The organism is Paraburkholderia antibiotica (assembly GCF_012927125.1).
Taxonomy (GTDB): domain Bacteria; phylum Pseudomonadota; class Gammaproteobacteria; order Burkholderiales; family Burkholderiaceae; genus Paraburkholderia; species Paraburkholderia antibiotica.
In genome coordinates this window covers 118,071-138,343 of the sequence record NZ_JABBFZ010000005.1, presented here as the reverse complement: position 1 = coordinate 138,343, position 20,273 = coordinate 118,071, and the positions used below count along the sequence as shown (strand labels likewise).

Here is a 20,273-nt window from a genome sequence, read left to right as displayed (position 1 = left end):
GTGTTCGGTGTTCGGTACTCGGTGTTCGATATGCGTGGGCTCAGGCCGCCGCCTTCAACCCCGCCGTCGTCGGCGCGTGACTCAACCATTCCATCGCGGCCGGCATGCCGCTGTCCTTCAACGCCACGCCAGCAAGCCGCAGGCCCATTTCGCAGCCGGCGAGCGTCGCGAGCAGCATCAGATCGTTGCAATCGCCGAGATGGCCGATGCGGAACATGCGGCCCTTCATCTTGCCGAGGCCGGTGCCGAGCGACATGTCGAAGCGTTCGTAGATCAGCTTGCGCACCGCGTCGGCATCGACGCCGTCGGGCATCATCACACCGGTCAGCACCGGGCTATAGACAGCGGGATCGGCGCACTGGATCTCGAGCCCCCACGCCCGCACCGCGCGACGCGTCGCTTCGGCGAGCCGCTCGTGACGCGCGAACACGTTGTCGAGCCCTTCGCCGAGAATCATCTCGATCGCTTCGTGCAGCCCGTACAGCAGGTTCGTGTTCGGCGTGTACGGCCAGTAGCCGGTCTTGTTCATCTCGACGATTTCCGCCCAGTCCCAGAAGCTGCGCGGCAGCTTCGCGTGCTGGTTCGCGGCTAGCGCCTTCGGCGAGAGTGCGTTGAAGCTGATGCCGGGCGGCAGCATCAAGCCCTTTTGCGAGCCCGACACGGTCACATCGACGCCCCATTCGTCATGGCGATAATCGGCGCACGCGAGACCCGAAATCGTGTCGACGAGCAGCAGCGCCGGATGACCGGCGGCGTCGATCGCGCGACGCACGGCGGCGATGTCGGAGGTGACGCCGGTCGAGGTTTCGTTGTGCACGACGCAGACCGCCTTGATCGCGTGCTGCGTGTCGGCGCGCAGACGCTCCTCGATCATCTGCGGCTGCACCCCGCGCCGCCAGCCCTCGACACCGGGCAGACCGAGAAACTCCGGCTTCAGACCGAGCTTCTCGGCCATCTTTTTCCACAGCGTCGCGAAGTGGCCGGTCTCGAACATCAGCACCTGGTCGCCCGGGCTCAGCGTGTTCGACAGCGCCGCTTCCCACGCGCCGGTCCCCGAGGCCGGATAGATCACAACCGGCTGCTGCGTCTTGAAGATCTTCTTGATGCCGTCGAGCACCGCGAGGCCGAGTTCGCCGAACTCGGGGCCACGGTGATCGATGGTCGGATAGCTCATCGCGCGGAGGATCCGGTCGGGCACCGGACTCGGACCGGGGATCTGCAGGAAGTGACGGCCGGCGGGATGGAAATCGAGCTTCAGCATGGAACGCCTCCAATTGAATTTTGCATTCAAAAAACTATATCAGACGAAGTTTGACAATCCCAAGGTCAAATTCGGTCGCTCGGGCCCGTGTTTACCCGTGTTTGTCGGGCGATTAACTAATGCCGGGTGTTCCGATAAAATCCCACATCATGTAACGCCGAGGGTTTTTGTATGCAAAATTCGGATTTCGATGCGGCTGCGGCTGCGGCCGCAGCCCCGCTGATGCCGAAGGTCGAGCGTCAGCGCCTTCACGACACGGTGGTGGAGCACATCCGCCGCTTCATCGTCGAAGGGGTGCTGGAGCCAGGCAAGAAACTGAACGAGCGCGAGCTGTGCGAGACGCTCGGCATTTCGCGCACGCCGCTGCGCGAGGCGCTGAAGGTGCTGGCCGCCGAAGGGCTGATCGAGATTTCGCCGAACCGCGGCGCGTCGGTATCGAAGATGACGGAAGCCGAATTGCGCGAGACGTTCGAACTGATGAGCGGCCTCGAAGCGTTTTCCGGCGAGCTGGCCGCCGAGCGGATGACGGCCGCCGAACTCGCCGAGATCAAGGCGCTGCATTACGCGATGCTCGCGTGCCGTGCGCAGAACGATCTGCCCGGCTACTACAGCCGCAACCAGGCGATCCACGACAAGATCAACGAAGCCGCGCGAAATTCGGCGCTGCGGCAGACCTATGTGTCGGTGAACCGGCGTCTGCAGGCGCTGCGTTTTCGCTCGAACTACCAGACGCCGAAGTGGGACCGCGCGATTCACGACCACGACGAAATGCTGAAGGCGCTCGAAGCGCGCGACGGCAAAAAGCTCAGCGCGATCCTGCGCCAGCATCTGCTCGACAAGCGCGATGCGGTGTTGCAGGTGCAATCGCAGGAGTCCGTCGTAACGACGGAATTGAAGACTTAAGCCGGAAACTTGTCCACGTAAAATGTTGGCAAGGCTGTGGACAACCTTCTCACAGGCCAGCTAAGTCATTGATGTGGGTGCGATTTCGATGCGCGGTTCAGGCGTAGGCAGTGGGTGCCAACATCAGGGACGATGGTGCTATGGCATCCAGACTAATACATGTCAAGAACGCCGCGCTCTTTAGCGCGGCGTATGTTGATCAGCTACAGCGGCGGTGCCATAACTGTCGTTTTATTTGCGACGGCTAGAAGCTGAAAGCACCTGATCCCATATAGTCATCAAATGCCGACTCAAATGCCGACTGATACGTCAGATCGCTTCCGCTCTCATAGTCATCACTTAGCGTGAAACCGTAATCATTACCGCCTGACGAAACGAGTCCGCCGGAGTCGCTGAAATCCGACCAGCCCGTCTCATAGCCAGTCGGACCGTATGCCACTGCGTTATAGCCTCCCCCTGCACCATAGGTGAACTGGGTAAAGCCTGTCAGCTGACCATTGGCGTTATACGAGTCATACTCCAGTTCCTGACCGTTGCCATTGAAGATAATGGCGTCCTGCGAATTGTCGGCATTGAACTGGTAAGACGTCATGCTGCCATCGCTGTTGTACTGGTTGTATTGCGTTTCACGACCGGTCGCGCCGTCAAAGAAATAGTCGTCAGTTTTCTGACCCCCACCATTGAAAATCGCGTATTCCGTCTCCTGACCGGCGGCGTTATAGACCGTAGCGGTCTGCGAGCCGTCGGGGTTGAAGACGTGCGCAACGGCACTGCCATCCGCGTTGAAGTCGTTCTCCTGCAGTTCCCGGCCAGTACCTGGATCATAGAAGATGTCCTGCGTCTTCTGGCCATTGGCGCCGAAGGTTGCATACTCGGAAACGTGACCACTCGGATCGAACACCGCAGCGGTCTGAGTACCATTCGGGTTGAAGATGTGCGCAACACCACTGCCATCTGTGTTGTAGTCATCCTGTTCGGTCATTCGACCGCTGCCCGCGTCATAGAAGGTGTTCTGCGTCAGGTGACCGTCGCCGCTAAACGTCGCGGTCTCCGTCTCCCGACCCGTGGCTGCGTCATAGAAGGTGTCCTGCGTCTTCTGGCCGTCACTGCCAAACGACACATTTTCCGTTTCCTGACCCGCAGCGTTAAACACAACAGAGTTCTGTGTGCCGTCCGAATTCAACACGTGAGCAACGGCGCTACCATCCGCGTTGTAGTCGTCCTGTTCGGTCATTCGACCGCTGCCCGCGTCATAGAAAGTGTTCTGCGTCATCTGGCCGTTAGCGCCAAACGTCGCATTTTCCGTCTCCTGACCCGCTGCGTTAAACACGACAGAGTTCTGCGTGCCGTCCTCGTTCAACAAATGGGCAACGGCGCTACCGTCCGCGTTGTAGTCGTCCTGCTCGGTCATTCGACCGCTGCCCGCGTCATAGAAAGAGTCCTGCGTCTTCTGACCGTCAATGCCAAATGTCGCATTTTCGGTTTCCTGACCCGTGGCTGGATCGTAGAAGGTGTCCTGCATCTTCTGGCCGTCGGTACCAAACGACACATTTTCCGTTTCCTGGCCCGCTGCGTTAAACACAACGGAGTTCTGTGTGCCGTCCTCGTTCAACACGTGAGCAACGGCGCTACCATCTGCGTTGTAGTCGTCCTGTTCGGTCATTCGACCACTGCCCGCGTCATAGAAAGTGTTCTGCGTCAGCTGGCCGTTGGAGTCAAACGTTGCATTTTGGGTTTCTTGACCCGTGGCTGCATCGTAGAAGGTGTCTTGCGTCTTCTGGCCGTTAGTGTCAAACGTCACATTCTCGGTTTCCTGACCTGCCGCGTTAAACGCAACGGAGTTCTGCGTGCCGTCTGCGTTTAACACGTGAGCAACGGCGCTACCATCTGCGTTGTAGTCGTCCTGTTCGGTCATTCGACCGCTGTCCGCGTCATAGAAAGTGTTCTGCGTCAGTTGGCCGTCATTGCCGAACGTCGCATGTTGAGTCTCCTGACCGGTGGTTGCATCGTAGAAGGTGTCCTGCGTCTTCTGGCCGTCAATGCCAAATGTTGCGTTTTCCGTCTGCTGGCCAGCGGTGTTATAGACCGTCGCATCCTGCGTGCCGTCTGCCAGAAGCTGGTAGGCGACTTCGGAACCGTCAGAATAAAACTGATCCTGCCCGGTCAGATTTCCATTACCGTCATAGATATTCGCAATATAGCTACCATCAGCGCTATGGGAGTAGACGGTTTGCGAAATGACATTACCGAATTGATCGTTAAGAATCGAAGAACTGACTACCCCATCGTCGAAGTTCAGCGTCTGCGCATCCCCCGAGGTAAACACTTCCTTTTCCGTCGAAAAATCGCCGGTGGCAGCAGGATCGGTGAAAGTCACGCCGGCCAACTCTGGAGCCTGAGCGGGCGCTTTTGCTCCGTTCACCCCACCGTAGTAATCGTAATAAGGCAAACCGTTGGCGCTTCCAGGCAAAAGCGCATAAACGCCCATAGCCTGTTCAACCATCAGGTTCATGTCCTGGGCCGAGGTATACCCCTGGGCTTGGTCGTAGTTATGCTGGGAATCGAGCAGTTGTTGAAGGCCCGTGCTGGTTCCATCGACATTGAGGGCCCCAGCGAGATAGATTTTCACCTGTCCGCCGGTTGCTGCTGCTATTTCCTGCTGCACGGTATAGTTATTATAAACGGCCTCGCCTTCCTTATGCAGCCCAAGCATCGCATCAATGGAATATGCATTTTGATCATTAGGCGAAACATCGTATTTGTTTGTAAAAGCAGCATCGTTCGCCTGATTGACAAAATGACCGATCTCGTGAGCAAGTTCTCCCACGAGCATTTCGGGCGTCCATGTGGCGTAGTTAGACGCGAGCTGAACCCCAGACGGTACGAATTCGGTTCCACCTCCGTCGCTTATCTTGAACTCCTCAATGAGGTGATTGTCGTAATCGCTCTGATATTGCAGGAGCTGCTTTACCAGTGTCGGACTGTCATTGATGTACTGGACTACCGTCGCCGACAGGCTAACGTTACCCCAAAATGCTTCTTTTCCTGTGATTACAGCCATTGTCACTTCCATCTATTCTGAAAAATTGAAACCTCTTCCGCGCACTGCTCATTTTTATTAACAAATATAAAATACAGATCGATTGTGTTATCCCCTCTGAAGTGATAGTCAGCACTGTGAAAATCAGAATGCGGATACGTTGTTTGTCGAACGTAACCAAATTCTTTGTAGATATCCGACGTGGTAATGCACCCCCCTAGGCCAATATTTCTCACCGTGAGCATTGCACGCTTGTAGGGGCGATTTTTGGGAACAAGAATGCCGTAGCGAAACCTTATTTTTCCGTTATCGGACGAATTAGCAGGAGGCATCGTTTCAACATCAATACTTTCGCCAATTATGTTTCCGTCGACATCCTTAGCCGGAACCGGCTCCTTTGCGTCAAGAATCAGATTCAATCGCGCCGCCACGTTCTGATAATCCGCCAGATCTCCCGACCGGATGATTGCCTTAATTGCCGGAAGCCATTGAACATGTGCGAGTTCGCGTTGATCTGCAGGCGAATGTGCGCAGGCAGAGATCACGATTGAAAGAATCACAATCGCTGCAAATTTAGATTTCCACATAGTGGCTCCGTTAATCGTTCATTGATTTCTTAATACCGTCTCACACTAGATCAACCATTATTTTTATAGATCTATTTTTATACGTTTTTAGTGAGATAGGCCTCAACAGCGCACTGCCGCGGTGACGATGTGAACTGGGTTTATTTTTCCAACGTACCCAGCGTAAATTTTTTAATATTTATTTCCATCTATTCTGAAAAATAGCAACTTCTTCCGCGCACTTCGTGTGTTCATCAGCAAATGTAAAATACAGATCGATGGTGTTAGCCGCCTTGAAATGATAGCCAGCAGTGCGATTAGCCGAATGTGCATACGTTGTTTGGCGAACGTAACCAAATGTCTCATAGATATCGGGCACAGTAATGCACTCACTCAAACCAATATTTCGCACAATCAAGATCGCCCTTCTGTAGGAGTGGTCATTTGGAATGTAGACGCCATAGCGAAACCTGATTTTCCCGTTGTCGAATGACTTTGCGGGAGGAACAGTCTCAACATCAATACTTTCGCCAGTTATCTTTCCGTCCAGATCCGTGACCGGAACCGGCTCCTTCGCGACAAGGATCAGATTTAATTGCGTCGCAACACTTCGATGATCGGCCAGATCACCCGACTGGATGATTGCCTTAATCGCAGGAAGCCACTGAACGTGCGCAAACTCGCGTTGATCTGAAGGCGGTTGTGCGCAAGCTGCCATCGCAACCGAAACGATCATTGCACCTGAAAATTTGAGTATCCGCATCGCTGATCCCTTAATCCCGCATCGATTTCTGAATACCATCCCACACCGGCTCGAACAGGTACTCGAACGCAGTGCGAGAACGCGTCTTAATGAACACTTCCGCGCGCAGACCTGGTCCCAGGACAATAGGCTCACGCGCAAGACGATTTGCCCGCACGATTACATCGGAAGGAATCTCAATCCGCGCCAGATAGAACTGCTGATGCGTGTCCCGGTCACTCAGGGAGTCGGCGGAGAGGTATGCCACTTTCCCTTCCAGCACCGGGGACGTACGAGGGTTATATGCAGTGAGGCGCACATCGGCCTTGCCTCCCGGCACGATCTCCCGAACGTTGTCCGGCTTGATCTTCGCCTCCACCACCAGCGGTGTGCCAGCCGGAACCAGATCGAGAATCGGGTCGCGTGGACCGATTGCCGCGCCAACCGTATGTACTCGAAGGCCAACTACTTCACCTGCAACCGGTGCAACAATGCGGGTTCGTGCCTCCACATCCTGTGCAGGGCGTAACTGCTCAGTAATCTGCTGGATGCGGGCGGAGGTGTCCTTGAGTTGACCGTCTGCCGTCTTGACGAAATCGTTTTTTAGCGACGTGATCTTCAGGTCCAGGTCAATCTGCTTCTGACGCGAGCGGATCAGTTCAGCCGTATCGGACTGCTGGCGCGACTGATAGTCGGCAGCGGCACGGCGCAGTTCCATCATCTTCGTTTCCGTTACGTAACCCTCAGCACGCAACTGTTCATTGATCTGCAACTCCTGCCTGGAAATTCCAAGACTCTGTCCGCTGGTTCGCACCAGTTCCGTTTCAGTCGCAATTTCCTGTTTCGTCTGCGCCAGTTGCTCCTGCAATAGCGACAATTGACTGGTCAGAGCCAGTCGTTCGGAATCGAAAAGCGTGCGCTCGCGTTGTAGCAGCGCCGCAGTACGTGCATCCAGCGCCCGCTGCATCAATTGCGGCGGAAACGTGAGGGCGTCCTTCATGTCACGCTCTGCCTCAAGCCGTGCAGCTTTCGCCTGCTCATCATCCAGTTGCGACTGCAATGCCAGAAGTTCCGCATCCGGGCGCACGTTGTCCAGCGTGAGTAGCAGTTGACCTGCCTTCACGTGATCACCGTCCTTCACGAGAATCGCCCTGACGATCCCTCCCTCCTGATGCTGGACAGTCTTGCGTTCTCCCTCGTCACGCACGACACCTTCAGCCATCACCGCGCCCGAGAGCGGCGCGAGCGCCGCCCACGTGCCTAGCGCGGCAATACCCACCACCAGCGACATGCAACCGAACACGATGATCCTGCGAGGCACCGTCAGCGACTCACCGCCAGTAGGGGCGTCCATCAGCATGTTGCGAATCCGCGCTCGCAGCAGCTTCACGCATCGAATTATTTTCATGATGCAGCGACCTCCTGCTGCACCCGGCCCGCTTCGGGTTTCGTGCGTCTCGCGCGTGAGTTCACCCATGCTTCGACTTCCTCGCGGCTACCGAAGCGCTCGATCTCACCATGACGCATCAGCATCACCCGGTCCGCAATCGCCAGCACAGCCTGCCGGTGCGTCACGACGACAACCGTGACGCCATCCCGTTTGAGTTGCGCGAGCGCTGCGTTCAGCGCCCGCTCGCCTTCGGCGTCGAGGTTGGCGTTCGGCTCATCCAGCAGCACCAGTCGTGGATCACCATACAGCGCGCGTGCAAGGGCGATAGCCTGGCGCTGCCCACCCGACAACGTTTCGCCCGACTCGCCGATCTGCGTTTCATAGCCATTGGGCAAACCAAGGATCAGTTCGTGAACGCGCGCGCGCTGTGCGGCACGTACGATAGATTCCGAATCGTGCGCAGCGGGATTGGGATTGCGCGCGATGTTCCCGGCTACCGTGCCCGCAAACAGTTCGACATCCTGAGGAAAATAGCCGAGATAACGCCCCCAGCCGCTCACGCGGCCACTGCGCAATGCTGGAACCATCCAGACGGACTTCGCCAACCTGTGGTGCCCACAGACCCGTGAGCACTCTCAGCAGCGTCGATTTGCCTGACGCGCTCGCCCCGACAATCACGAGCAGATGCCCAGGCTGCAGTCCGAACTGGACATTCCTGAGCAGCAAACGTCCGCGCGAATTTCCCGACGAGCCGCTGCTGAAAGACAGCGCCTCGACGGTCAATCTTCCAGCAGGCCGAGGCAGTTCGACACGGTTGACCGCAGATGGCCGACGCCACAACGCGTCGAGCCGCCCCCATGCCTGCCTGACTTCCACCAGCTGTTTCCAGCTTCCCAACAACTGCTCTACCGGTGCGAGCGCCTTGCCAAGCAGGATCGTCGTCGCGAGCATCACCCCTCCGGTAGCGATCTGGTTGATGACCAGCCACGCTCCGGCACCCATCATGACGACCTGAATCCACTGCCGCAGTACCCGGCTGATACTCCGATTCGACGAGGACGTGCCGGTCACGGCAGCTTCTGCGTCCATGTCGATCCGACGCCGCGCCGACCAGGCGTCGGTCATCGCAGACTCCATTCCCAGCGCAACCACGATTTCGGCGTTACGGTTGATCTGCGCCAGAAACTGCTCCGTTTCGCGCTGATGCCCCGTATAGAGCCGCACACGTTCCCGCGTCAGGCGATCATTGAGTAGTGTCAGTCCGCCAAGCAATACTGCGCTGAACACAGCAATCAGACCGAGCGTCCAGTGAAACGCGAACATCAGGGCAAGATAGAAAAGCAACCAGGGCAGATCCAGCAGGGCAATCAACCCCGTGCCCGAAAGAAAGTGGCGCAGCGACGACACGTCCTGCAATGTCGCGAGGCCCGGCTGCGCGATACGTCTAGCCTGCCCATCAATCTTCGCCGCCAGCGCAAGCCGATCCAGCCGGTCAGCCAGTTGCCTGCCCAGATCGGCAAGCAGACGTGTGCGCACCATATCGACGGCCATCATCATCGCGAGAGCAATGACCATGAACACGATGAGCATCGCCAGCGTTTCAAGGCTGCGGCTTGGCAGCACGCGGTCATAGACCTGCAACAGGTAGAGCGTAGGCGTGAGCACGAGAAGATTGCTGGCAATACCGAATAGCACGGCGAGCCACAGATGCCGTCTGATTGCATGAAACAGGGTCATTTTTTGTCGTTAGTTGGATCGGGCTGTGCTACCTCGCCGGCGAACAGTGTCGCCAGCGTCTGCTCATCAAGCTGCGCGGCGCTCGCCTTAAGCTGAAGAAACTGACCGAGCGTTTCATAGCGTGCCTTGTCGAGAGCACGTCGGGCGCCAAGCAGCTTGTCTTCGGCGTTGAGAACATCTGCGTTGATTCGCACGCCCACCCGGAACCCCTTCTGGTTGGACCTGAGCGATGTTTCAGCGGACTGCATCGCGGTCTGGAGTGCAACCGTCTGTGCGAGTCCATCCCGTACGCCAAGAAATGCATCTTCGGCATCGAGCGCAGCTGATCGCCGCGCATCCTCAAGGTCATCTTCTGCCTTGTCGCGAAGTGCGAGTGCTTCACGCTTAGCGCTACGGGTCGAGAAGCCATCGAACAGGGGAATGCTGATCTGTACGCCGATTTCCCCCGATGTCGCCCGGTTCGCGCCCGTGTAGAAATTCGTCTGCCCACTGATGAATGCCGAATTCCCGTGACTCACGCTGCCGATCAGTGACACCGAGGGCAGATAGCCCGCATTCACCTTGCCGACCTCACGGCGCGCTATCTCCAGCGCAATCTGCCGCCGCATCACTGCATAGCCGGACGCCTGCGCGTCCAGGACTCTCTGGTCGAGCGTGCCGGGCTGGACGAGAGGCAACAAGACTTTCATATCGACGGGATCGATCCTGTCAACCGGATGACCCACCATCTTTTGCAGGGCCGCGTAGCGCCGCGCAAGCGTGTTCTGCGTCTGCACCAGGTCCGAACGCGCCGCATCGACTGCCGCCTGCGCTTCATCCACATCGACCACCGTTGCCGCACCAAGCGCGAAACTATGCGTTGCCAGAGCACACTGCTCATCAACCGCGCGCTGATGCTCCTGCGCCAGACTGAAGGCATCGTGGGCAGCGAGGGCGTCCAGATATGCCTGTGCCACCTTCAGCAAGGTGTCCTGCCGCGCGCTGGCAAATGCCAATCCGGCATCGGCAACGGAAAGTCGGCTTTCCTGCCAGGCTTCCCAGTCGTCCCACTTGAACACCGTCTGGCTCAGGGAAAGCGAACCGCCCACGGTCGAGTAGCTATCGACGCGCGCCCCCGGTACTCGGATGCTGTTCCGGAAACTGGACTGAGTGAGCGCAAGATGAGGTAGCAATGCGGCGCGTGCTTCGGGCTCCTTTTCCAACCCCGCACGATATGTCGCCTCGGCGCTCGCGAAGCTCGCATCATGGACGAGCGCATCACTGGCAAGCTCCGCCAGGCTCGCCGCATGTACCCACTGCGCGCCCTGCAACAGAATCGATGCAACGAAGAGTCGTCGCCCTCGATGTCATTCACGCTGAAGCCACCCCGCACGTGTCTGTTGCTTCGTCACACGATCCTTTTGGTATTAAATATTTACTTTAAAAATTATCTTTTTCTTCCTCGCATCAAAATCGGACTCTTATGAAAATACCTAACAAAACACTAACAGTCGTTGGATTTGAGACCAGTCGGACAAGAAGCCATGCCCTGTGATTTATGGCTACGCGTCGTCAGATGGCGACAAGCCGACCTCTCACAGGCTGTCTAGAAAGTACGCGCTCGACGATCCGGCGTCCCGACCGCCAGTTGTCCACATAATTTGGGAACAAGTTTGTGGACAACCTGCACATAGAAGTGCCAAGTGATTGATGCGGCACATCTATCTTGTGCCGGTGCAGTCGCGGGCAGTTGCATCGCATTGACGAAATGAAGACCTGGCTCAAGTCTTCTGCAACCAGCAATGTTCCCGCAGCAGCATTGCTCGCGCGCAATCGAAGTCGGCGCGGCATCTTCTCCACCTCCGCGTCGCCGCTCTCGCCACCGAGAAGCGCGTCAGCTTCTCGCCTATACCTCAACACAAGCGCGCATCCCACGCCCAGTAAGGAAAAGAAATCGTACGGATAGCGAAATAACGTCGATGCGTAGAATCCGCCGCCTCGATCGCAGAAGCAGAAAGCAAGACTCGCTTTTTATTAGCGTATGGGTCGGAGCAACGCTACGCTACGATTTGCCGGAAATTTTTCTGGGCCCAACAGCGGATCACAATGAATAAACGAGTCGGCCTTTCTCTGGCATTGGCATCCATTCTGGCGGGATGCGGCGGCGGCAGTAGCGACGGTTCCACTGCATCGACGCCGGATAGTTTCGTCGGCATCTTCAAGGGCACGACGGGCGACTCCCGCACGTTCGTCTCGATGGTGCTCAACGACGGCGCGTTCTATGACTTCTATAGCGGCGTGCCCACCACGACCACGGCCGCATCGACAACGGCTGCAACGACGGCCGCGACGACCACCACCACGACGAACGCCGTCGGCGGCGTGGTGATCGGCACAGGCAGCGGTTCGCGCGGTAGTTTCGCGACCGCAAACGCCTACGACTATCAGGTGACGACGACGGGACTGAGCACCGGCGTCGCCGCGAGCACGCTGTCGGCAAGCTATTCGACGTATGCGTCGATGTCGGGGACCATCACGCACAACACCAACAGCGCATCGAACACGTTTTCATCGACCTATAACAGCACGCTGTCGACGGCGACGCCGTCGCTTGGCACCGTCGCCGGCATTTACTCCGGCACCGTAGGCACCACCGCCGGCGGCACCGAAGCTCTCTCGCTGATCGTTCTGCCGGCCGGCACCGTGACCGGCGAAAGCGCGAGCGGTTGCTTCTTCTCGGGCACGGTCGCGACGCATGCGACGAACAACGCCTACGATCTGAGCATCACGTTCGCGGCGACCACCTGCGCGTACAACGGCATCGTCATGACCGGCATGGGGCTCTACGATTCCACCGAGTCGACGTTCTACGGCGCGACTTCGAAAGCGGATAAAACGGCCGGCATCATTTTCGTGGTCAGGAAAACGTCGAGTTCGACCTCCTGATCTCCTTGATCGTTAGGGACGCCGAACGCAAAGTTGAACGCAAAACTTGTCCACCTAAAATGTTGGCAAGCCTGTGGAAAACTTTCTCACAGGCCGCCTAAGTGCTTGATGCGCTAGCAATATCGCCGCGCGGTGCGGACATAGGCAGGCGCTGTCGCTACGGAGTCCATGATGCTGGCGGCGTCGATTGACAAGGACGCCGTATCACGCGCGACGTCCGGACCCACAGTACGACCCGCAGTTGTCCACATAATTTGGGAACAAGCTTGTGGACAACCTGCGCATAGGCCTGCCAAGTGATTGATGCGGCACGTCTATCGTGCGCGGGCGCGGTAGCGGGCAGCGGCGCGGCAGGCAGAGCGAAACCGTCGAGCGCCCGCGCCGCCCGCATCGCTTCACGCCGATCTCAATGCGCGGTCTCCCGGCGCCGCAACGATTCCGGCAATCCGTACAGCACGAGTAGCGCGCACACCACGCTCATCGCGCCGATCACATACAGCGCCGGCGTGGTGCTGCCGGTCAGATCCTTCACGCGCCCCACCATGATCGGGCTGACGATCCCGCCCAACTGGCCGAGCGTGTTGATCAACGCGATCCCGCCGGCCGCGCCGGCACCGGTCAACAGCTTCGGCGGCAACGCCCAGAACGCCGGGATCGACGCGACCACACCCGCGCCCATCACCGCGAGCGCCACCACCAGCAGAGTGGTCTGCTTGTCGAAGAAGCCCGCCGCGAAGAAGCCGAGCGCCGACATCAACAGCAAGCCGAACACGAACTTGCGCCGTTCTCCACTCGCGTCCGACAGCCGCCCAACCACCACCATCGCAATCGCGCCGCACACGTAGGGCACTGCCGTCAGCAGACCGACCACGGTCGGATTCTTCGTGCCCGCGACGTGAATCAGATGCGGCGCCCAGAAATTCAGTCCATACGACGCGACCTGAATCAGGAAGTACACGAGACACAGCATCAGAAAGCCCGGCGTTTTCAGTGCGCCCAGCAGCGAATGACCGGTCTCGGCGGGGCGGCTCTGCTGCGCGATCTGCGCGGACAGCAACGTCTTCTCGGCCGGCGACAACCAGCCCGCATCTTCGATCCGGTCTTTCAGCAGCTTCAGCACCAGCAGACCGAGCACGACGCACGGCAAACCGCCGAGCAGGAACAGCCAGTGCCAGCCCGGCATGCCGAGCACGCCATCCATATGACCGATCACGAGTCCCGCGAGCGGTGCGCCGACCAGCCCCGAAAACGCCGACGCGAGAAACAGCATCGACGTGATGCGGCCGCGAAAGGCGGTCGGAAACCACAGCGTCAGGTAGTACAGCACGCCGGGCGCGAAGCCCGCTTCCATCGCGCCAATCACGAAGCGCAATCCATAGAACTGCCATTCGTTGTTGACGAACACCATCGCCGCGGTCGCGAGGCCCCACGAAATCATGATCCGCGCGATCCAGCGGCGCGCGCCGACCTTGTAGAGAAACAGATTGCTCGGCACTTCGAACAGCACGTAGCCGATCACGAACAGACTCGCGCCGAGACCATACGCGGTGTCGGACAGCCCGAGATCGCTTTGCAGCTGAAACTTCGCGAAGCTGATATTGATGCGGTCGAAGAACGCGAACAGATAGCAGATCATGATCAGCGGCATCAGCCGCCACGCCACTTTGCGGATCACGGCGATCACATCGTCCGCGCCAAGTTCACGACGGCCGCCCGCCACTACGCCCAGGTCACTCATGCTTGTCTCCAGTGCCGGATTCGGCAATGCCGTCCGGTCGTTTGATGGTTGAAGGTCGAAGGGTGTGTCGCTCAGATTTGCAGCACGTAGTCGGGAACTGGATGCAGATCGCCGTTGCGGCCCGCCTTGGCAAGTTGTCCCGGCACGTCGTGGCCGAGCAGCGCCGGCAAGCCACGCGACAGCGCGAGCAGCTTCGGCAGATCGATGCCGGTCGGGATGCCCATCTCATCGCACAGATTGACGAGGTCTTCCGTGCAGATGTTGCCCGACGCGCCCGGCGCGAACGGGCAACCGCCGAGGCCGCCGAGCGCCGCGTCGAAGCGGCGCGCGCCGGCTTCGTAAGCGGCGAGCACGTTGGCGAGGCCGAGGCCGCGCGTGTTGTGAAAGTGCAGCGTGAGGTCCGCCGCCGGCACGCGTTCGAGCACGCGCGCGACGAGCCGCGCGACCTGGCGCGGGTTCGCCATGCCGGTCGTGTCGGCGAGCGTGATGCCTGCGATGCCCATCTCGCGATACGTGTCGACGATGCCGAGCACGCGGTCTTCATCGATACGGCCTTCGAACGGACAGCCGAACGCGGTCGCGACCGTCGCGTTGAGCCGCACCTGCGCGCCCTTCACGTGACGCACGATGCCGTCGAACGCGGCGAGCGACGACTCGCAGCTCATCCGCATGTTCGCGCGATTGTGGGTCTGGCTCGCGGACATCACGAGGTTCAGTTCATCGGCGCGCGCGGCCAACGCGCGCTCGGCGCCCTTGAGGTTCGGCACCAGCGCGACGTAGATCACGCCCGCAGGCCGCGCGATCTGCTGGAACACGGCCTCGCCGTCGCGCAACGCCGGAATCGCTTTCGGCGACACGAACGATCCCGCTTCGATGCGCGTGAAGCCGCACGTGGATAGCGCATCGATCAGCGCGATCTTGTCGGGCGTGTCGACCCATGTGGGCTCGATCTGCAGACCGTCGCGCGGTGCGACTTCCTGCACGATCAGCGGGTCGTAATGGGTTCGATCGAACACGGTGGCGCTCATTGCACGGCTCCTTCGCGGCGCAGCCGCTCGATGTCTTCGCTCGCGAAGCCAAGCTCGCTGAGCACGCTGCCGGTGTGTTCGCCGAGCGCCGGTCCCTGCCAGCGCACTTCGCCCGGCGTGTCCGACAGCTTCGGCACAATGCCCGGCATCTTCACCGACGCGCCGCCCGGCAGTTGCGCGGGCAGCAACATCTCCCGCGCCTGGTAGTGCGGATCGGCGACGATGTCGGCGACCGAATAGATACGCCCCGCCGGCACTTCGGCGCGCTCCAGCGCGGCGAGCACGTCGTCGGTGGCGTGATGCGCGGTCCACTCGGTGATCGCCTGATCGAGCATCGCCACCTGCTTCACGCGGCCGTCGTTGTGCGCGAGCGCCGGATCGTCGGCGAGATCGGGACGACCGATCAGATGCATCAGGCGCCTGAAGATCGGATCGCTGTTACCCGCGATCACGACATAGCCGTCGTCTTCGGTGCGATACGTGTTCGACGGCGCGATGCCCGGCAGCGCGCCGCCGCTGCGCTCGCGCACGTGGCCGAGCAGGTCGTACTCGGGCACGAGGCTCTCCATCAGATTGAACACACTTTCGACCAGCGACACGTCGACCACCTGGCCGTCGCCCTGCCCGGTCTTCACGCGCAGCAGCGACATCAGCGCGCCGATCACGCCATGCAGCGACGCGAGCGAATCGCCGAGACTCACGCCGACGCGTGCGGGCGCGCCGTCCACTTCGCCGGTCGTGTAGCGGATGCCGCCCATCGCCTCGCCGATCGCGCCGAAGCCCGGCCGGTCGCGATACGGACCGGACTGGCCGTAGCCGGAGATGCGCACCATCGTCAGTTTCGGGTTGAGCGCGTGCAGCACGTCCCAGCCGAGGCCGAGTTTTTCGAGCGCGCCGGGACGCAGATTCTCGATCACCACGTCGGCATCGGCGACAAGACGCTTGACCACGTCGACGCCATCGGGCGATTTCAGATTCACGCAGACCGACTTCTTGTTGCGCGATTGCAGATACCACCACAGCGACGTGCCTTCGTGCAGCTTGCGCCATTTACGCAGCGGGTCGCCAGTTTCGGGCGCCTCGATCTTGATCACGTCGGCGCCGAACTCGGCCATGAGGCGCGCGGCGAACGGCGCGGCGATGAGGGTTCCGATCTCGACGACGCGGATACCCTGGAGAGGACCACCCATGTTGCTGTCTCCGAAAGTTGTTTCGTGTTGGGAGACAGCTTAGGAGCGGCACGGCGGCGGCGTCCAACCGCAATTCGCCAACGACCGTTCGCGAACGACGAACGCTCAGCGGCGAGGGGCGCGGGAGCGGGAGCGGGGTTTGCGGGTGGTGGGAGTGGCTGCGCTTGCGGCGCGCGAGGCGGTGGTTGCGGCGCCGGCTTTTGCGTTTGTCTTCGAGCCTGGCTTTGCGGCTGGCTTTGCGTTTGTCTTTGCGCTCGCGCTTGCCGTCTCGGCAACAGCAGCACCAGTAGCCGTAGACGCAGAAGCCTCCGCCATTTCCTGCGCCTCGACCGTACGCAGATGATCGAACAGCAGCCGACTCACCGGCGACAACGCATCGACGTCGCGCGCCACCAGCACAAGGCTGCGCTCGGCCCAGTCGTCCTCGAGCGGCATGCCGACGAGGCCAAGCGGCCGGCCCATCAGCTCGCACACCTTGCGCGGCAGCACCCCGACGCCCATGCCGGCCTGCACCATCCGGCACACCGCGTCGAAGCCCGGCACGTGAATGCGCAACCGCAGCGGCTTGCCGGCCTGGCGCGCGGCGAGATGCGTGCGCGCGTTGATCGAACTCGCCGAATGCAGACCGACGTGATCGCCGTCGAGCGTCTCGGCGAAACCGATGCTCGTGCGCGCCGCGAGCGGATGATCGTCGCGCATCACGATCACCAGCGAATCGCGTCGATAGTGCTCGACGTGCAGCTCGCGCGTGTCGGCATCGCCGGAACAGATGCCGAGATCGGCGAGGCTTTCGTCGATCGCCTTGACGACGCCGCCGCTCGGCCGCTCTTCCAGATCGACCTTCACGCGTTCGTGCTGCGCCTGAAATGCGCGCAGATCCTCCGGCAGGAATTCGACGATCGCCGACAGGTTCGCCATCATCCGCACATAGCCGAGCACACCGCTCGCATGGCCGGCCAGCTCGACGCCGATGTTCTCGATGTCGCGCAACACGCGCCGCGCGTGATGCAACAGCGTTTCGCCGGCCGGCGTCAGCGTCATGCCGCGCGCGTTGCGCTGGAACAGCGACGCGCCGACCGCCTGTTCGAGTTCGAGCAGCCGCTTGCTCGCGGCGGACACCGCGATCGCCTCGCGTTCGGCGGCCCGCGTGAGCGTGCCCTCTTCGAACACGGCGAGAAAGAGTTGCAGCGTGGTGAGATCGAGCTTGCGGAGAAGATTTTTGATGACCATGGCGCGGCGCCGCGTTATCTGCGATTTGTCTGCGATGCGCGTATTGTGACGCGAGTTGCGCAAACGGGCGATGCGGCCTCACGTGACGCGCCGCCGACGTGAACGCCGATGCCGTGATTCCGGCGTCACCCCGGCATCCCCAGAGTTTGCACGCGGCCCGCATACGCCGTGCGAAAATCGCCAGTTCTGCAAGCCAACGATCCCAAAGGAACGCCATGACCTCCTCTTCCCCGCTTCGCGCGATCGTCACCGGCCATACGCGTGGCCTCGGCGCGGCGCTCGCCGAACAGCTGCTCGCGCGCAACTTCACGGTGCTGGGTCTGTCGCGCTCGCGGCATCCCGAGTTGAAGACGCGCTACCCGGCGCAACTGGAAGAAATCGAACTGCAACTGTCCGAGCCCGCACGCGTCGCGCAATGGATCGCCACCGACGCGCTGCGCAACTTCGTACGCGGCGCGCAAACCGTGCTGCTGATCAACAACGCGGGCATGGTGCAGCCGATCGGCCCGATCGAAGGACAGGACGCGGCGAACGTCGCGGACGCGGTGAGCCTGAACGTCGCGACGCCGCTGATGCTCGCGAGCGCGCTCGCCGCCGCGGCCGTCGACGCGACCGACCGGCGCATCGTCCATATCTCGAGCGGCGCGGCGCGCAATGCGTATCCGGGCTGGAGCATCTACTGCGCAACGAAGGCCGCGCTCGATCATCATGCGCGCGCGGTCGCCCTCGACGCGAATCGTGCGCTGCGTATCTGCAGTCTCGCGCCGGGTGTGATCGATACGGACATGCAGGCGCAGATTCGCGGCAGCGGCGAAGCGCAGTTCCCGATGCGCCAGCGTTTCGAAGACCTGAAGCGCAACGGCCAACTGACGACGCCCGAGCAATGCGCGGCCTCGCTGATCGACTACGCGCTCAGCGACGCGTTCGGACAGACGCCGGTCGCGGACATTCGCGAGGTCGCGAAATCGGCTTGAGCCAGCGATTCGCCGGGAGCGCGGCGGCCGTTTCCACGGATTCCGACGCTCCCGAAAAGCCTCACCTTTCGTACATGGCGGCGGCGGATCGGCGTAAATCGTCGCCGCCATGACTCCCGAAAAGCCTCACCTTTGGGGCGATCGGCGGGAATCGGAGCGGGTTCGGCGGCACGATCGAGCCTCACGCGCGTTGCTCCCGAAAAACCTCACCTTTGGATGAACCCCGGCCGATTCGTACATCGGATACGGGCCATTCACGAGGCACTTCGCCTGGACATTCAACGACTTACGTCATGCGGCCAAGGCGGCGGATGCCACGATTCGCCCTTGGATTAAGCACTTTTTTGTGTGTTGGTTGTGCGCTTATCGTGCGTTTACGTGAGCGACTGCTGGCCGGTGCGCTAAATCCAGCCCCCGAATATCCTCACCTTTGAGCGCTCACGGCAGAAATACGTGCCCCCTGGCGGCCCGTTGCCGCACGGTATTCCGCGAATATTGCGCGCTCGTTGCGTAGGTCTCGAGCATCAGGCGCGGGTAGTTAGTTGCGAAATAGCGCCCTGCGCGCTACTCCCGAAAAACCTCACCTTTCGCGCAATCCACCCGCTTCGGCGCTTCTTTTACGGCTCATTCAGCCGCGACGTTCTTCAACCCATGCACCGCGACGACGTTCTTCATCACGTCGACGAGCGCCGTTCTGACCTGCGCGGGCAGATGGCCGAAGAAAGCCTCGTCGTTCTGATCGGCCAGTTGCGCCAGCTCGGGAACGAGCGCCTGTCCCGCCGCGCTGAGCGCGAGCGCGTGATGACGGCGATCCGCGTCGAGCGTCTCGCGTTCGAGCAGCGCCTTGGCCTCGATACGCGCGAGCAGCTTCGACACCGCGCCCTTGCTCATGCCAGTACGCGCGGCCAGCGCGGTCGCCGACGTGGGCCCCGTCGCGTAGATTTCGCGCAATAGCACCCATTCGGACACCGTCACGCCGTGCGCTTCCATCGTCATCTGGAACGCGTGCGAAACGTGAGTCGACACGAAGCGCAGCCAGTAACCGAGGTGCGCATCGACCTCGCTGACGGGCTTTCTGCGCGACGACCTGGCCGGCTTGCGCTTCTGACGGGAACCTTGCATCGACGTGACGGACGGAGAGCGGAAGGAAAGAAATCCTGGAGCATGCGATATTAGTTTCCTAGGAAACCAACTGCAAGCGCACCCCTTCCGCGCCTCTTTCGAGCCACTCCCGAATTCCCTCACCTTTAGAGTTAACGTGCGTGCACAGGTGCGCATATTCTCACCTCGCCGGCTCCCGAATTTCCTCACCTATCGGTTTCGACCCAGCCGCCGGACCACGTTTCGGACCGAGTCTGAATCGATTGATAAGACAACGACCCAATCCTCGCAGCATTGCCGCGACTGACGCATTCCTGCCGTCGACGCGGCATATAATCAGACCCGACGGTCAAGCACTCGTCCCGAGGCGGCAGCGCGTGGCGCCGCCTTTTCCCACCAGCATCAAACGGCTTGAGCGGCCATTCCCGACAAACCGGCACAGGAGGAA

Annotated in this window: 14 protein-coding genes and 2 pseudogenes; 3 read left to right on the top strand and 13 right to left on the bottom strand. The window is 60.4% G+C overall.

Going from position 1 to position 20,273, the window contains the following annotated elements; all coding sequences use genetic code 11:
• Positions 1-40 precede the first annotated feature (40 nt).
• Positions 41-1,261 (bottom strand): pyridoxal-phosphate-dependent aminotransferase family protein, encoded by a 1,221-nt coding sequence (locus HHL14_RS11585; protein ID WP_169497745.1) that lies wholly within the window; start codon positions 1,259-1,261, stop codon positions 41-43.
• A 171-nt stretch (positions 1,262-1,432) separates the two neighbouring features.
• Here HHL14_RS11585 and HHL14_RS11580 point away from each other — a divergent pair, with 171 nt between their 5' ends.
• Positions 1,433-2,164 carry a GntR family transcriptional regulator gene (locus HHL14_RS11580; protein WP_169497744.1) on the top strand — a complete coding sequence of 244 codons (732 nt, stop codon included), beginning with the start codon at positions 1,433-1,435 and terminating at the stop codon, positions 2,162-2,164.
• 244 nt (positions 2,165-2,408) lie between these two features.
• Here the strand turns inward: HHL14_RS11580 and HHL14_RS11575 are convergent, their stop codons facing one another.
• The 7 genes and pseudogenes from HHL14_RS11575 to HHL14_RS11545 all read right to left on the bottom strand — a co-directional run bounded on the left by HHL14_RS11575 (position 2,409) and on the right by HHL14_RS11545 (position 10,949).
• Positions 2,409-5,225, bottom strand: a complete 2,817-nt coding sequence (locus tag HHL14_RS11575; protein ID WP_169497743.1) for a hypothetical protein — start codon at positions 5,223-5,225, stop codon at positions 2,409-2,411.
• Between the two features lie 2 nt (positions 5,226-5,227).
• Positions 5,228-5,791 carry a hypothetical protein gene (locus HHL14_RS11570; RefSeq protein ID WP_169497742.1) on the bottom strand — a complete coding sequence of 188 codons (564 nt, stop codon included), beginning with the start codon at positions 5,789-5,791 and terminating at the stop codon, positions 5,228-5,230.
• Positions 5,792-5,969: 178 nt separating this feature from the next.
• Complete coding sequence (locus HHL14_RS11565) at positions 5,970-6,533, bottom strand: hypothetical protein (protein WP_169497741.1); 564 nt, start codon at positions 6,531-6,533, stop codon at positions 5,970-5,972.
• Between the two features lie 10 nt (positions 6,534-6,543).
• Positions 6,544-7,920, bottom strand: coding sequence for an HlyD family type I secretion periplasmic adaptor subunit (locus HHL14_RS11560; protein WP_169497928.1), 1,377 nt, complete (start codon positions 7,918-7,920; stop codon positions 6,544-6,546).
• Positions 7,917-8,489 (bottom strand): ATP-binding cassette domain-containing protein, encoded by a 573-nt coding sequence (locus HHL14_RS33570; protein ID WP_268966611.1) that lies wholly within the window; start codon positions 8,487-8,489, stop codon positions 7,917-7,919. The genes HHL14_RS11560 and HHL14_RS33570 overlap by 4 nt, the downstream gene beginning before the upstream one ends.
• Positions 8,470-9,639: pseudogene (locus HHL14_RS11550) on the bottom strand (ABC transporter transmembrane domain-containing protein); the annotation flags it as partial. The gene HHL14_RS33570 and the pseudogene HHL14_RS11550, both read right to left, overlap by 20 nt.
• A complete protein-coding gene (locus HHL14_RS11545) occupies positions 9,636-10,949 on the bottom strand; it encodes a TolC family outer membrane protein (protein ID WP_169497739.1) in 1,314 nt (437 codons plus the stop codon). The pseudogene HHL14_RS11550 and the gene HHL14_RS11545, both read right to left, overlap by 4 nt.
• 775 nt (positions 10,950-11,724) lie before the next feature.
• On the opposite strand from HHL14_RS11545, the gene HHL14_RS11540 reads away from it, so the two are divergent.
• Positions 11,725-12,564, top strand: a complete 840-nt coding sequence (locus tag HHL14_RS11540; RefSeq protein ID WP_169497738.1) for a hypothetical protein — start codon at positions 11,725-11,727, stop codon at positions 12,562-12,564.
• 406 nt (positions 12,565-12,970) lie between these two features.
• Here HHL14_RS11540 and HHL14_RS11535 read toward each other — a convergent pair whose 3' ends face one another.
• From HHL14_RS11535 to HHL14_RS11520, 4 genes and pseudogenes are all read right to left on the bottom strand, one after another.
• Positions 12,971-14,302 (bottom strand): MFS transporter, encoded by a 1,332-nt coding sequence (locus tag HHL14_RS11535; RefSeq protein WP_169497737.1) that lies wholly within the window; start codon positions 14,300-14,302, stop codon positions 12,971-12,973.
• A gap of 71 nt (positions 14,303-14,373) precedes the next feature.
• Complete coding sequence (locus HHL14_RS11530) at positions 14,374-15,330, bottom strand: hydroxymethylglutaryl-CoA lyase (protein WP_169497736.1); 957 nt, start codon at positions 15,328-15,330, stop codon at positions 14,374-14,376.
• Positions 15,327-16,520: a CaiB/BaiF CoA transferase family protein gene (locus tag HHL14_RS11525; protein WP_169497735.1), complete on the bottom strand. Its 1,194-nt coding sequence runs from the start codon at positions 16,518-16,520 to the stop codon at positions 15,327-15,329. The genes HHL14_RS11530 and HHL14_RS11525 overlap by 4 nt, the downstream gene beginning before the upstream one ends.
• A gap of 294 nt (positions 16,521-16,814) precedes the next feature.
• Positions 16,815-17,750, bottom strand: a pseudogene (locus HHL14_RS11520) (LysR family transcriptional regulator); the annotation flags it as partial.
• A gap of 215 nt (positions 17,751-17,965) precedes the next feature.
• Between HHL14_RS11520 and HHL14_RS11515 the strand changes: the two are divergent.
• Positions 17,966-18,724, top strand: a complete 759-nt coding sequence (locus HHL14_RS11515; RefSeq protein ID WP_169497734.1) for an SDR family oxidoreductase — start codon at positions 17,966-17,968, stop codon at positions 18,722-18,724.
• Positions 18,725-19,348: 624 nt separating this feature from the next.
• Here the strand turns inward: HHL14_RS11515 and HHL14_RS11510 are convergent.
• The gene (locus tag HHL14_RS11510; protein ID WP_169497733.1) at positions 19,349-19,846 is read right to left on the bottom strand and encodes a MarR family winged helix-turn-helix transcriptional regulator; all 498 of its coding nucleotides are present in this window, start codon (positions 19,844-19,846) and stop codon (positions 19,349-19,351) included.
• Positions 19,847-20,273 lie beyond the last annotated feature (427 nt).